The 14,414-nt window shown below is 34.1% G+C and carries 9 protein-coding genes and 1 pseudogene; 6 read left to right on the top strand and 4 right to left on the bottom strand.

All coding sequences use genetic code 11. The features are described 5' to 3' along the window. Nucleotides 1-54 precede the first annotated feature (54 nt). The 4 genes from BM289_RS13305 to BM289_RS13290 form a co-directional block, all read right to left on the bottom strand. Nucleotides 55-2,541 carry a glycoside hydrolase family 2 TIM barrel-domain containing protein gene (locus BM289_RS13305; protein WP_091494314.1) on the bottom strand — a complete coding sequence of 829 codons (2,487 nt, stop codon included), beginning with the start codon at nt 2,539-2,541 and terminating at the stop codon, nt 55-57. 138 nt (nt 2,542-2,679) lie between these two features. Further along, nucleotides 2,680-3,549 carry a hypothetical protein gene (locus BM289_RS13300; protein ID WP_244165372.1) on the bottom strand — a complete coding sequence of 290 codons (870 nt, stop codon included), beginning with the start codon at nt 3,547-3,549 and terminating at the stop codon, nt 2,680-2,682. Nucleotides 3,550-3,566: 17 nt separating this feature from the next. Next, nucleotides 3,567-5,147, bottom strand: a complete 1,581-nt coding sequence (locus tag BM289_RS13295; protein ID WP_091494309.1) for a RagB/SusD family nutrient uptake outer membrane protein — start codon at nt 5,145-5,147, stop codon at nt 3,567-3,569. A gap of 12 nt (nt 5,148-5,159) precedes the next feature. Next, the gene (locus BM289_RS13290; RefSeq protein WP_091494308.1) at nt 5,160-8,249 is read right to left on the bottom strand and encodes a SusC/RagA family TonB-linked outer membrane protein; all 3,090 of its coding nucleotides are present in this window, start codon (nt 8,247-8,249) and stop codon (nt 5,160-5,162) included. A gap of 564 nt (nt 8,250-8,813) precedes the next feature. Here BM289_RS13290 and BM289_RS13285 point away from each other — a divergent pair. The 6 genes and pseudogenes from BM289_RS13285 to BM289_RS25850 all read left to right on the top strand — a co-directional run. Next, complete coding sequence (locus tag BM289_RS13285) at nt 8,814-9,530, top strand: NUDIX hydrolase (RefSeq protein WP_091494305.1); 717 nt, start codon at nt 8,814-8,816, stop codon at nt 9,528-9,530. 47 nt (nt 9,531-9,577) lie between these two features. Continuing rightward, nucleotides 9,578-10,279: an NUDIX hydrolase gene (locus BM289_RS13280; RefSeq protein ID WP_091494302.1), complete on the top strand. Its 702-nt coding sequence runs from the start codon at nt 9,578-9,580 to the stop codon at nt 10,277-10,279. A 163-nt stretch (nt 10,280-10,442) separates the two neighbouring features. Beyond that, nucleotides 10,443-12,239 carry a translation elongation factor 4 gene (gene lepA, locus BM289_RS13275; protein WP_091494300.1) on the top strand — a complete coding sequence of 599 codons (1,797 nt, stop codon included), beginning with the start codon at nt 10,443-10,445 and terminating at the stop codon, nt 12,237-12,239. Between the two features lie 92 nt (nt 12,240-12,331). Next, nucleotides 12,332-13,432, top strand: a complete 1,101-nt coding sequence (locus BM289_RS13270) for an AAA family ATPase (protein ID WP_091494297.1) — start codon at nt 12,332-12,334, stop codon at nt 13,430-13,432. After that, nucleotides 13,429-14,124: a DUF4276 family protein gene (locus BM289_RS13265; protein ID WP_091494295.1), complete on the top strand. Its 696-nt coding sequence runs from the start codon at nt 13,429-13,431 to the stop codon at nt 14,122-14,124. Before BM289_RS13270 ends, BM289_RS13265 begins: the two co-directional genes overlap by 4 nt. Continuing rightward, nucleotides 14,108-14,218: pseudogene (locus BM289_RS25850) on the top strand (hypothetical protein); the annotation flags it as partial. The gene BM289_RS13265 and the pseudogene BM289_RS25850, both read left to right, overlap by 17 nt. Nucleotides 14,219-14,414: the final 196 nt, after the last annotated feature.

Here is a 14,414-nt window from a genome sequence, read left to right as displayed (position 1 = left end):
GAAAACTTATTCTATACCTACAAGGTTTTGGAAACCTTGCAGGAACGTGGTATTTTATTCTACTGTAATTACAATTGTCGATTGTTTTAGTCCATTCGCTTTAGCAGTTAATTCTAATCTTCCAGATTTATCTCCAGATTGTATCACGACCAAACATTTTCCAGCCAAAGCTGTATGTTTATTTCCTTTGTACGATTCGTGGCTAACTGGATCTCCACTGCAAACGCCTACAATTTTTCCATTTCCTTTTAGAGAGAAATTAATTTCGTTATTGGCATTTGGTGCTAAAGTTCCTTTGTCATCCAAAATATCAACTGTGATAAATGACAAATCATTTTTATCCGCTTTGATGGTGCTTCTATCTGCAGTTAATTTTAATTGCGAAGGATTTCCAGCTGTTTTGATTTCTTTTTCTAAAACCACTTTGCCATCTTTACGAGAAATCGCTTTTAGAGTTCCATCTTCAAAAGGAATCCTCCACATTACATGTAAATCATCTCCTTTTTTACTTCTTTTTCCAACTGATTTTCCGTTTACGAAAAGTTCCACCTCATCGGCTTTATTGTAATAGGCCCAAACATCAACGGTTTGTCCGACTTTCCAATTCCAATGTGGGAAAATATGAAGAACCGTTTTATCTGTCCACTCGCTTTGATACATATAATACACGTCTTTCGGGAAACCGGCTAAATCGACAATGCCGAAATACGAACTTACCGATGGCCATTCGTATGGCGTTGGTTCTCCGATATAATCAAAACCTGTCCAGATGTACATTCCTGAAAGGAAATCATGTTTTTTTATGACTTTCCAAGTGGCTTCGTGCGTAGATCCCCAAGGTGTCTGCACCTGATCGTAGGCTGAAACCGTATTTCCAGGATTTCCTCCTTCAAATTTTTTATCCCAGCTAACCGGCCATTTTTTGATAGTGTCTGAAACAGCATCATAATATCCTCTTGTCTGTAAACCCGAAGTAGTTTCAGTTGCAATGAATGGTGTATTTGGGAAGTTTTTTAGATGATGTTCATACGTTTGATGCGCATAATTGTATCCTATTAAATCTAAAACTCCTGATCCAGCAAGCGGGTTAATCGATACATCTTTTTTCTCAAACTGTAAAGTCACGGCATCAATATTCATATTTACTGGCGGATTCATTGCTGCAGTTAACGGACGCGTTTTGTCGTACTCGCGTGTAATCGCTGCTAATTCTTTGGCAATTTCAACCCCTTTTTCATTCCATTGTTCTGGAATTTCATTTCCGATGCTCCAAACAAAAATACTTGGATGATTTCGGTCGCGAAGCAATTGATCGATTAGATCTTGTTTGTGCCATTTGTCCCAATCGTTTCCGTAATCGTATTTCGTTTTGGCTTGCTTCCACATATCGAAAGCTTCATCCATAACAATGAAACCCATTTTATCGCAAAGTTCTAAAAGTTCTGGAGCAGGTGGATTATGAGAGGTTCTGATTCCGTTTACGCCCATTTCTTTCATAATCTCTAACTGACGTTTGATTGCACGCGTGTTGATTGCAGAACCTAACGGACCTAAATCGTGATGCATACAAACTCCTTTTATTTTGACTTGTTTTCCATTCAAAATAAAACCTTTGTTCAAATCAAATTTAAAATCTCTGATTCCAAAATTGGTTTTGTATTGATCGATGATTTTATCGTCAAGCGAAATTTCGGTAACTGCTGTATACAATTCTGGTTTTTCAACCGACCATAAAATCGGCGTTTCAACTTCTGCCGATTGTTTTACGATTTGATTGGCATTGGCACCAATTGTTATATTTTGAGTAACCGATGTTACTTTAGTATCTTCTTTAAAAATAGTAGTAGTTATAACAGCCTTTTTTTGTTCAGCATATTGATTTTTGATTGTTGTTTCAATACTTACAGAAGATTTTTCTGCTGTTACTTTTGGAGTTGTAATGTAAGTTCCCCATTGTCCTACATGAAGTTTATCTGTAGTTTCAATCCAGACATTTCTAAAAATTCCTGAACCTGAATACCAACGTGAATTGGGCTGTTTTGAATTGTCAACCTTAACAATTATTTCGTTGCTTTTGTCTCCATAATTTAAATAAGGAGAGATTTCATATTGAAAACCAATGTATCCATTTGGACGTTTTCCTAAATAATGTCCGTTTATCCAAACTTCACTGTTTCTGTAAACGCCGTCAAAAGTGATTGAAGTAATTTTTGTACTGTCTTCTGTAGCAACTTTGAATGTTTTTTTGTACCAGCCTAAACCTCCGCTAAGAGAGCCTCCGCCATAACCTGCAGGGCTTTTTTCATCAAATTTTCCTTCAATGCTCCAATCATGAGGAACATCAAGAGTTCTCCATTTGGTTGAAGCCCCAATGGTGTCTTTATCGATTATGCTATCATTAAGATGAAAACTCCAGTCTGCATTAAAAGAAACTTTTCTGTTTACAAATGCATCTTGTTTTTTAGCACAGGAATTCAAGAAAAAAACTCCAGCTACGACTGCTAATAAACTTATACTTTTTATGCTTTTTTTAATATGCATTGGTACTTTTTTATTTTTTAAAGAATTGAAGATAGAAATAAAAAAACGATTTCGAATATTTCTACTTTAACAATTTAAGTCTCAGTCTTAAAGCACATTAGAAATATGTTTAAAACTGAGACTTCAAAACTAACTAACTTATGATTTTGGTACTAAGTGATAAATCAAATAATCATTATCAGCTCTAATAGCAATAAAACATAAACTTGTATCGGTAAGTTCTACAATTTTTACATTGGTAAAACTGAATGACGGACTGAAATAACTAGCTTCATTTGGGTGAAGCATTTCTGTTCCACCATTAAAAGAAATTCTGTCGTTTGTTTCACCTGTTGTAAGACTAAAATTGAATGTTCCTACTTTGGTTATTTTTTGTGTGCTTCCTAATGTTGGGTTTGTCTGCGTTACCGAAACATTGTATCCTCCATCAAGATCAAAAGTGATTTCTCCCCAATCTTTGTTTTCCAAACCAGCCCAAGAGATATCAGAAAGATTTGGCCACCATCCCGGCCCACTCACTGCTCTATTAACATAGCTTGGCGTATTTCCAATAAACTCTAAAGGTGCAGTCATATATAAAACCCAAGTTTTCCCTGCTTGTCCGTTAGTCAGTTTTTCCCATCTAGGATCGCTGAAAAAAGTATCATCGTTTTCTGGAACATCAATTGTCACTGGAGCAGCTTCAACTGAACCTCCTCTAACAAATGCTGTATAGTAAATAGTGTATTTTCCAGCAAAAGGAAAATTTACTTTATCATCACTTTTATTAGAATGTCCAAGTTCATTTCCGTTACCATCAACATATCTCCAATACGGAATAACTGTTGGGTCTTCATTTTTTAATACTACTTCATTCTTTTTAGCTGTATTTTGAGTTATAGAAAACTGAAGTGTTTCTGGAGTAAGTGTCACTGAAGGTAAGCTTTCACGATCTTCAACAGGCTCGCAAGAGAATAAAAACGAACTGATTGTTACAGCCGCTAATACTATATATAATATACGTTTCATAATCAATTTGTTTTAAGTTAATTCCAACCTGGATTTTGCTGAATAGTACCATTTGAAAGTACGATTTGCGATTGCGGTAAAGCAAACCATCCTAAAGTTTCTGGTCTAAAGGTCACATTAAACTGAGAATCTCCAGTATTGTTATCAATAGCAGATTTCATCACACCCATTCCTTGTCTGATTAAATCAAAGTAACGTAATCCTTCTAATGCCAACTCTAAACGACGTTCCTCCATGATAACAGCTTTTGTCACGGGAATTCTGTGTGCTGTATTTTTGAATGCGCGATCACGAACTCTATCTAAATCTGTTTGAGCCAAAGCTGCATTAGTATCTAAATTCAATTCAGCAGCCATTAATAAAACATCTGCAAAACGAATAATAGCATAATCCTGATAGTTGTCAATTTGGAAATTTCCTCCGTTTGCTTCTACAACTGCTGTTCCAGCTTCATTTGTAATTGGACAATATTTTTTCCAAGAATAACCAGTATACTGGCGTTGTTCCCTAGCTTGAGCATCAAAATTCAGTCCTTCGCCTACATAATCAATAAATGAAGCCGCTTTTCTAGTATCTGCATTATCATAGGCTGCCACTAATTTTGGATTTACGGTTGCTCCTCCCCATCCTGTTGCATATCTTCCAATTGAACCTCCACGTGGCGCAATGTTAACCTGAAAACGGTTTCCTTCGTGAAGATCCCAGTTACCTTTTCCTGAACCGTTAAAACGAACAGCCCAAACCATTTCTGTATTATCTTCTCCAGCAAAATTTGCAAAAGAAGCCGCCAACCATAAATTAGCAAAATCAGCTACCAATCCGTGACCACTGTTGCTTACAACATCGTTTATGTAAGTAGTCGCTTGTGCTTTTGTAACTACACCAGCTAAATCTGTTTTGTTGTAAGTCCCGGTGTAAAATAAAAATGTTCTCGCTAAATAAGCTTCAGCAGCCCATTTGGTAATGCGACCATAGTTTGCATTTCCTGCTTGTGAATAGTTTTCAGGACCTAAGTTATCTGCTGCAAATTTTAAGTCATTTGCAATTAAAGCATAAGTAACTTCTGGAGTCTGTCTTGGTAGTTCAAATTCACTTGTTGTAACAGTATGATCAAGCGGAATAATATCTCCAAACATTTTTGCCGCCTGAAAATGAAAGTGCGCTCTTAAGAAACGTGCTTCAGCTTCATATCTAGTTTTTAAAGCTGTTTGAGATCCCCAGTTTACTTTGTCTAAGTTTTCCAATAAAACGTTAGCTCTATAAATTCCAAGATAAGAATTTGTCCATGTTAGAGCATTCATATCTTTATCTGTAGTGTATTGAAATCGATCCCATTGTAAATCTACAGTTGGATCTGCAATTCCAAATCCTCCAAAACAGTTATCAGAAGCCTGCTCACTCACAATTAATTGTGTACCGTAAGCTTCTCTCTGCAATACGTCATAAACGGCTACCAAACCTTCAAAAGCATCAGATGGTGTTTTATAAAAATTCTCTGTTACCTTATCTGTATATGGTTCGTTTTCCAAAAAATCTTCCGAACAAGCTCCTAAAGTAAGTAAGCTTGAAAGAGCAAATAATTTTATATATGTTTTCATCGTTTTCAAAAATTAAAAGTTAACATTTAGCCCCATCATATAAGTTCTTGGCTGTGGATAATATCCAACATCAATTCCTTTTGCCCAAGACTGATTTACGTTTCCGAAACCAATTTCCGGATCCATTCCTTTGTATTTAGTGAATGTGTAAATGTTATTTCCTGCAACGTATACTCTGAATTTAGAGAAGAATTTTAATCTGTCTGTTAACTTCGTCAAATCACATCCGATTGTAGCATTTTTAATTCTGAAAAAATCTGAATCCTGAATATACAAATCTGAGAATTTAGTGTAGTTACCATTATCATCTGTTCCGTAAGTTACTCTTGGAACTGTATTTGAAGTTCCTTCACTTGTCCATCTGTTTAATACATCTGTTGTATTATTCGTGTAAGCACGAGTGTAATCGTGAATTCCAAAAACATTTTGCCCTCCCGCCGTACCGTAAGTATTAATTGTTAAATCAAAAGCTTTGTATGATATATCTAAATTGATACCGTAGTTAATATCCGGATTTGGATCTCCAATTTGAGTTTTATCATTAGCATCGATTTGTCCATCACCATTTAAATCTACAAAACGAACATCTCCAGGAACTGCATTTGGCTGAACTCCCGCTGCAACCTCAGCTGCATTTTGGAAAATTCCCGCTGTTTTTAATCCGTAGAAATACCCCATTGGTTTTCCAACCTGAACACGGTTCATCTCATCTAAACCTTGGAATAAAATGTTAGATTCTCCATGAATAATTCCTTCGTTGTTAGCAATTCTCAATACCTCATTTTTGTTTTTAGAAAGGTTTGCATTGATGCCAAAATTCCAATCTTTTCCAATACGAGTTCTATATCCTAAACCAATTTCAAAACCTTTATTGCTTACGTCTCCACCGTTTATGTAAGGTGCTGTTGCTCCAGCATAAGCAGGAATAGAAGCAAGAACCAACCAGTCTTTTGTCTTTTTATCATAATAGTCAAAAGTTAAGGTCAATTTATCAAACAAAGTAGCATCAAAACCTAAGTCTAACTGTTCAGAAGTTTCCCATTTTAAGTTACGGTTTGCCAACTGATCAGGGCTTGAACCTACTAATAATGTTTCGTCTCCTGTTCCAAAGTGGTATGTTTTATCTGTTGAATTTACCACAGACATATAAGCGAATCTTCTTGAAAATTGGTCATTCCCATTTTGTCCCCAGCTTGCTCTCAATTTAAACGCATTCAAAACTTTATTTTCTTTAAAGAAAGCTTCTTTATCTAAATTCCAACCAGCAGAAAATGAAGGAAAAATTGCGTACTTGTTATCTGGACCAAATTCTGATGATCCATCTCGACGAACCGTTGCCGACAATAAGTATTTATTGTTGTAGTCGTACAATAAACGTCCGAAGTAAGACTGAATTGCATAATCCCTACGATTACCTTTCACTACATTTGATGTAGGGTCTTTTGCATTATCTAAATAAGCATGTGCAAAATCATCAAAAATTAAATTTCTTCCCTGTCCTTCCATATAATCAGAAGTATTCTTTTTAGCAGAAGTACCTACTAAAACATCAAAATTATGAGAAGAAGCTAAATTGAATTTGTATTGAAGTGTATTCTCAAAAATCCATCCCATTGATTTTGTCGAACTCTGAGTAACACTTGAAACTGTGTTATTATCATTTGAAGAAAGAGAATAAACAGGTCTGAAAGAACGATAGTTACTGTCTGTCATGTCAACACCAAAACTAGTTCTAAAAGTCAAATCTTTTATAATTTTTAATTCAGCAAAAATATTACCTACATAACGATTCGTTTTGGTTTGGTTAAAATTGTTATAATATAAAGATCCAACAGGGTTCGTCACGTCATTTGAGATAATTGAACGAGCAAAACCTCCATTTTCATCATAGACCTGATCAATTGGAGCAGCATTTAAGAAGGATCTTATAGCATTGTTGTAAATACCATCATCAGCAATACCGCTTGATTTTACATTTGAAAATGTAAAGTTTTCTCCAATTTTCAAATAATCTTTAATAACCTCCGAAGTAGAGTTTACAGTAAAAGTAACACGATCGTATTGAGACTGACTTGTTGAACCACCAATCATACCTTCTTGTCCATAGTAAGACAAACCAGTTGCAATTGTAGACTTTTGGTCACCACCTGTAATTAATAAAGAGTGATTTTGTTTAATAGCACCTTCATTAAATAAATAATCTTGCCAGTCAGTATTAGGAAATCCCGCAATTTGAGCTTTAGTGTATAAAGGAGAATATCCAGAATTTACAAGCGCTTCATTAATGATTGTTGTGTATTCCTGTGTATTCATCAAATCCAGTTTTTTGGCAATCTGCTGAAAACCTGTATATGAATTGAAAGACACATTCATCTTACCATCTTTTCCTTTTTTAGTTGTAACCAAAATTACCCCGTTTGCTGCTCTTGCTCCATAGATTGAAGCTGCAGAAGCATCTTTTAAAACGTCAACCCTTTCAATAACAGAAGGATCCAAATATCCGATTCCGTTATCCACAACAACACCATCTACAACATAAAGCGGATCACTATTTCCCGCTGTACCAGCACCACGAATATTTACCACCATATTCGCACCAGGCTGACCAGAAGAAGAAGTTATAGAAACCCCTGAAGCCTGGCCTTGTAGGGCATTTGTAACATCAAGACTCGCAACCTGCTGAATGTCTTTTCCTGATACCAAAGAAGTTGCAGCTGTATTAACTTTCTTCTTTTGAGTACCATAACCAATTACTACAATTTCTTTAAGCTCCGCTGTTTCTGGCTGTAAAACCGCATCGACTACTTTTTGAGCGCCGACTGTAATATTCTGTGTTTTAAATCCTACGAAAGTAATTACTAAAACATCGCCTGTTTTGGCTTCAATTTTATATTTTCCATCAAAATCGGTAATCGTACTCGATTTTGTTCCCTGTACTTGTACAGTTGCTCCCGGAACACCAAATCCGTCTTCGGCAGAAGTGATTGTTCCACTTACAGTTTTGGATTCTTGTGCAAATCCAAACTGCATCATAAATACGCTAAGCAGCACCGCCATAAAATAGGACAGCTTTGTTGTTTTAATACAATTTTTGCTTTTCATAATAAGAATTGATTAAGTTTAAGTTATAGTTAGTAATTTCTACCTTAAGAGAAATCTGGAAAAGCTTCCCAAGCAGGTCATATCAAAAATGAGGGCCTGAATCTCATTTCCAACATTTAGTACTTGCAGACTATAAGTATCAAAATCGATTCGAAAATCAATTTCTAAAAAAACATTTGTGGTAAGTTTAAGTTAAGTTGTAGGTTTGCCTTTTTACTTATAGTCAATTTGAATTTATCTTATGGTAAATTTGACTACAAGTGTAAAACAAATTTTCTATATTAACAAAATATTAGGGTTATTTTTTTTCAATTCTGAGAAATACTGTTTCATTTTTATCAATGCTGTAAAAAGAAAAATGAAATCGAAATAAAAAATATAGAAAAATCAACGTTTTATAAAATTGACAATCAGCCGTTTAAGAAATAATATATTTTAACGCAGTTTTTAATGCATTTTTAATTAACTGATTATCAATTTTTTGTTTCGTTAAAAAAAATATAAAGCTTTGAAGAAGGCTAATAATCATTTTATTTATTTAATTTGTCAAAATTTATCTTGAATATGGTTGAAAATGTAGATGACAGAACTGCTTCAAAAAATGAGCACAGCGCTATGAATGCGATTACAATTGACTGTGTTATTTTTGGGTTTGACAAAGGCAGTCTTGAAGTACTACTGGTGCAGCACGGAGAAGGTATCAGTAAAGGAAAATGGGGTCTGCCAGGAGGATGGATTTATAAAAAAGAAAGCACAGACAATGCAGCGCATCGATTATTGAATGAGCTGACTGGTCTTGACAATATTTATCTGGAACAACTGAAAGCCTTTGGAGATCCAGATCGTTTTCCGCTTAGACGTGTCATTACGATTGGCTATTATGCTCTTGTAAAAAGAGAAGATTACAATATTAAGGCAGGTTTTACGGCTTCAGATGCCAAATGGTATAAAATAAACAGCATTCCTAATTTGATTTATGACCATAACGAAATTCTAGCTTATAGTTTACAACATCTTAGAAACAAAGTCCGTCAAACCCCTATTGGATTTAATCTGCTTCCTGAAAAATTTACTTTATTACAACTCATGAGATTGTACGAAGAAATTTTAGGAATCGAGATGGACAAACCTAACTTTAGAAGAAAAATTCTTCATATGAAACTATTAGTTGCTTTAGATGAAAAACAAAAAGATGTTTCGCATCGAGCGGCACAACTTTACAAATTTGATCCTGAAATCTATGAGAAATTAACTCAAAAAGGATTTAATTTTGAATTCTGATTTTTAATTCATTAAAATCTTTTTAAACTTCGAAACACAACACTAAATTGACAGAAATAACTACTAACGACCACAAACCCGCTGTTGAAGGAATCACAATTGACTGTGTTTTCTTTGGTTTTAATAAAGAGAGTCTCGAAGTTCTCTTAGTGCAGCACGCGCAAGGCGAAAGTAAAGGTAAATGGGGACTTCTCGGCGGATGGTTACAACGCGACGAAAGTGCCGATGATGCCGCCCAGCGTATTTTGCAGGAACTTACCGGACTTGAAGATATTTATCTTGAACAATTAAAAGCATTTACAAATCCGAAACGTGTTCTAGAAAGACGCGTCGTTACCATTGGTTATTACACTTTGGTCAATCGGGAAGATTATAATATCAAAGCGAGTTTAAGAGTAATTGAAGCCAAATGGTATAAAATAAACGAAATTCCAGATTTGATTTTTGATCATAATGAAATTCTGGAATTCAGTTTATTACAGCTTCGTAATCGTGTGCGTCAGGCACCAATTGGCTTTAATTTACTGCCAGAAAAATTTACCTTATTACAATTGATGCATTTGTATGAAGAAATTCTGGGCATCGAATTGGACAAATCCAATTTCAGACGAAAAATTTTACACATGAAATTGCTTACAGCATTGGATGAAAAGCAAAAAGACGTTTCGCACAGAGCCGCTAAACTTTATAAATTTGATGACGAGATGTACAAAAAATTAACTGAAAAAGGGTTTAATTTTGAATATTAACACCAATTTTAATTCACATCTTTCAACTATCTGAGATCAGCATTCCAGAATCCAAAACTTTGCGCTATCTTTGCGCCTTAATAACACGCTTTAGAGCAATTGTTTTTAGTGTGTATTATTCCCAAAAAAACACTTAAAATCGATTAGAGAACCGATATTAAAAATGAAGAAGATACGTAATTTTTGCATTATTGCACACATTGACCACGGTAAAAGTACATTAGCAGACCGATTACTAAGTGCTACACAAACCGTTACAGCCCGTGAAGAAAAAGCACAGTTGCTTGACAACATGGATCTGGAACGCGAGCGTGGAATTACCATTAAGAGTCATGCCATTCAGATGGAATACAAATACAAAGGCGAAGAATATATCTTAAACCTAATTGATACCCCTGGCCACGTAGATTTTTCGTATGAAGTTTCGAGATCTATTGCTGCCTGTGAAGGAGCATTATTGATTGTTGATGCGGCACAGAGTATTCAGGCACAAACGATTTCAAACTTATATTTAGCACTTGAAAACGACTTAGAAATCATTCCGGTTTTGAATAAAGTCGATTTACCAAGTGCAAACCCAGAAGAAGTTAGTGATGATATCATCGATTTATTAGGTTGTAAATTGGAAGATATTATTCATGCATCTGGAAAAACTGGTTTTGGTGTTGAGAATATCTTAGCAGCCATTATCGAAAAAATTCCTGCTCCTAAAGGAAATCCAGAAGAGCCGTTACAAGCTTTGATTTTTGACTCGGTTTACAATCCGTTCCGTGGAATTGAGGTAATCTTTAGAGTTGTAAACGGTGAAATCAAAAAAGGACAGAAGATTAAATTCATGGCTACTGATAACGAATATTTTGCTGACGAAATTGGAACTTTAAAACTAAATCAGGTTCCTAAAAATGTAGTTTCGGCTGGAGATGTTGGTTATTTGATTTCTGGAATTAAAGAAGCTCGTGAAGTAAAAGTTGGTGATACGATTACAGATGCAAAAGTTCCGACAACGAATATGGTTGCAGGTTTTGAGGATGTAAAACCAATGGTATTCGCAGGTATTTATCCTGTTGATACAGAAGATTACGAAGATTTACGTTCTTCGATGGAAAAATTACAATTAAATGACGCTTCATTAGTATTTACTCCTGAAAGTTCTGCGGCACTAGGATTTGGTTTCCGTTGCGGATTCTTAGGAATGCTTCACATGGAAATTATCCAGGAACGTTTGGAGCGTGAGTTCGATATGACTGTAATTACAACAGTTCCTAACGTTTCGTACTTAGCTTACACAAAGAAACACCCAGAAACACCAATTGTTGTAAACAATCCTTCAGATTTACCGGAGCCTTCAAAATTGGATCGAGTTGAAGAGCCTTTTATTAAAGCAACAATTATTACAAAAGCCGATTTCGTTGGAAACGTAATGAGTTTATGTATCGAAAAACGTGGTTTAATTACCAACCAAACCTACTTAACTACTGAGCGTGTTGAATTGAATTTTGATATGCCTTTGGCGGAAATTGTATTCGATTTCTATGATCGTTTAAAAACCGTTTCTAAAGGTTATGCATCATTCGATTACTCTCCAATTGGAATGCGTACTTCAAAATTAGTGAAATTGGACGTTCTTTTGAATGCTCAAACTGTTGATGCGCTTTCTGCATTGATTCATGAGGACAACGCTTACAACATCGGTAAAAAAATGACCGAAAAATTGCGTGAATTGATTCCAAGACAGCAATTCGACATTCCGATTCAAGCGGCAATTGGAGCTAAAATTATTGCTCGTGAAACGATTAAAGCGCTTCGTAAAGACGTTACCGCAAAATGTTACGGTGGAGATATTTCGCGTAAGCGTAAACTTCTTGAAAAACAGAAAAAAGGTAAAAAACGTATGCGTCAGGTAGGAAACGTTGAAATTCCTCAAGAAGCATTTATGGCTGTTTTGAAATTGAATGATTAGATTATAAACCAATCTTTTTATATGAGAAAAACCTTAATAAAAAATATTTATTAAGGTTTTTTTATAAGCATGAAATACTTATATTTGAATTAATGATAAATAAAATTAAAATAGAAGGCTATAAGTCAATTAAGAACCTTGAAATAGAGCTTAATCCTATAAATGTTCTTATTGGTTCTAATGGTGTGGGTAAATCTAACTTTATTTCATTTTTTAAATTAATCAATACTATTTACGAAGAAAGGTTAGAAAATTTTTCTATTGTAGAAGGAGCCGACAGTTTATTACATTTTAGCAGAAAATTTACAACAGAGATAAAGTCTTATATTGAATTTAATGAAAAAAATGGATATCGCTTTAAATTACAGGCTACAAATGATAATAAATTATTTATAGCTGAAGAAGAAACTGGTTTTAATAAATCTAAAGGTGATTTATCTAATTTATATGGCTCTGGCTGGGCATGGAATAGAATTAGCTACAACTCTAGAGAAAGTTCTTTAAAAAATGGCAATAAATCAGGAATTAGTGGCTGGGTAAGTCATTATTTAAAAACTTTTAAAATATATCATTTTCACGACACAAGCAACAATTCTCCATTACGAAGCTCAAGCGATGTCAATGATAATGCTTATTTAAAAGAGAACGGAAGCAATATAGCATCGTATTTATATTATCTTAAAGAAAAAGAACCTAAAAGTTTTCAAAAAATTGAACGAGCAATCCGCTCAATTGCTCCCTTCTTTGATAGATTTGATCTTAAACCAAATAGATTAAATCCTAATTATATTTCTTTAGAGTGGATCGAGAAAAACCAACCAGATATTTATTTTGATGCAAAAAACTTTTCGGATGGAACAATTAGATTCATTGCGTTATGTACTCTTTTACTTCAACCTAATCTGCCAAATACTATAATAATTGATGAGCCTGAACTAGGTCTACATCCATTTGCTATTAATAAATTAGCAGGACTAGTAAAAAAGGCTTCAGCATCTAGCCAGATCATAATTTCAACTCAATCTGTAAATCTAGTCGATAATTTTGACCTTGAAAACATTATAACTGTTGACAGAGAAAATAATCAATCTGTATTGAAAAGATTGCAAAGCAATGAAAATTTAACTGAATGGCTGAACAAATATACTTTAGGTGATTTATGGTCTAAGAATGTAATTGGAGGAAGACCATGAAAGATTTATATTTTATTGTAGAAGGTGAAACTGAATTAGAATTTGTCAATAAAATTCTAATCCCATATTTCTACTCTCAAGGGATTTCATGCCATATACAAGGATATCCAATAACCATGAGTGGCGGTGGCCATGGATTTAACAACATTCAACATTTCATTAATACAATTACACCTGTATTAAATTATAATAACGAGCCTATAATAACAACGCTGGTTGATTACTTTCAATTAAATAGTGAACGAAAATTACCTGGATATAGTGATTCTTTGAAATATACTCTAACAGATGATCGAATAATTTTTTTAGAATCGAAACTTAACGACATTGTTCAGAATATAACACCATATAGATTTTTCATACCATATATTCAAAAACACGAAATGGAAACTCTACTTTTTTCCGATCCTGAAGAAGGATTTTATCTTGAAAGTGAAAAGATAAAAAATTCAGTTTTGGAAATCTGCAAACAATATGAGAACATTGAAGATATTAATGGATCAGAACATGGAGCTCCATCAAAACGTCTAGATGCCATTTACAAAGCAGATGGAAAAAACTATGAAAAAATAATTGATGGAATTGATATTGCAGAATTAACAGGTATTGAAAAAATATTAAAGAAATGTCCTAGATTTAAAAATTGGATTGAGACTCTAATAGAAAAATTACAACAAACAAAGACTTCTTAAAAAACAGAAAAAAGGTAAAAAACGTATGCGTCAGGTAGGAAATGTTGAGATTCCTCAAGAAGCATTTATGGCTGTTTTGAAATTGAATGACTAAGATTTTCTTTTACAAAATAGAGAAAAGAACATAGAATATAGAGAAACCGATGGCGAAAGTTGTCGGTTTTTTTATTGGATTAAGCCTAAAAATTAAAAAGACAAAACTTACAAAATTATACAAAAATTAACCTAATAAATTGTTTTTTAACCCGTTCGAATAAACAAAGAGCTATTTAAATTGAGAAAAAGTATTT

Origin of the sequence: Flavobacterium phragmitis, from assembly GCF_900112575.1 — a bacterium.
Taxonomy (GTDB): Bacteria; Bacteroidota; Bacteroidia; order Flavobacteriales; family Flavobacteriaceae; genus Flavobacterium; species Flavobacterium phragmitis.
The sequence above is the reverse complement of the archived record's forward strand: the minus strand, read 5'-3'. Positions and strand labels throughout refer to the sequence as shown.

Excerpts from the sequence above, each read along its gene's own strand:
- BM289_RS13305 (WP_091494314.1), bottom strand. The coding sequence starts at position 2,541 with ATGCATATTAAAAAAAGCATAAAAAGTATAAGTTTATTAGCAGTCGTA.
- BM289_RS13300 (WP_244165372.1), bottom strand. The coding sequence starts at position 3,549 with ATGAAACGTATATTATATATAGTATTAGCGGCTGTAACAATCAGTTCG.
- BM289_RS13295 (WP_091494309.1), bottom strand. The coding sequence starts at position 5,147 with ATGAAAACATATATAAAATTATTTGCTCTTTCAAGCTTACTTACTTTA.
- BM289_RS13290 (WP_091494308.1), bottom strand. The coding sequence starts at position 8,249 with ATGAAAAGCAAAAATTGTATTAAAACAACAAAGCTGTCCTATTTTATG.
- BM289_RS13285 (WP_091494305.1), top strand. The coding sequence starts at position 8,814 with ATGGTTGAAAATGTAGATGACAGAACTGCTTCAAAAAATGAGCACAGC.
- lepA (WP_091494300.1), top strand. The coding sequence starts at position 10,443 with ATGAAGAAGATACGTAATTTTTGCATTATTGCACACATTGACCACGGT.
- BM289_RS13270 (WP_091494297.1), top strand. The coding sequence starts at position 12,332 with ATGATAAATAAAATTAAAATAGAAGGCTATAAGTCAATTAAGAACCTT.
- BM289_RS13265 (WP_091494295.1), top strand. The coding sequence starts at position 13,429 with ATGAAAGATTTATATTTTATTGTAGAAGGTGAAACTGAATTAGAATTT.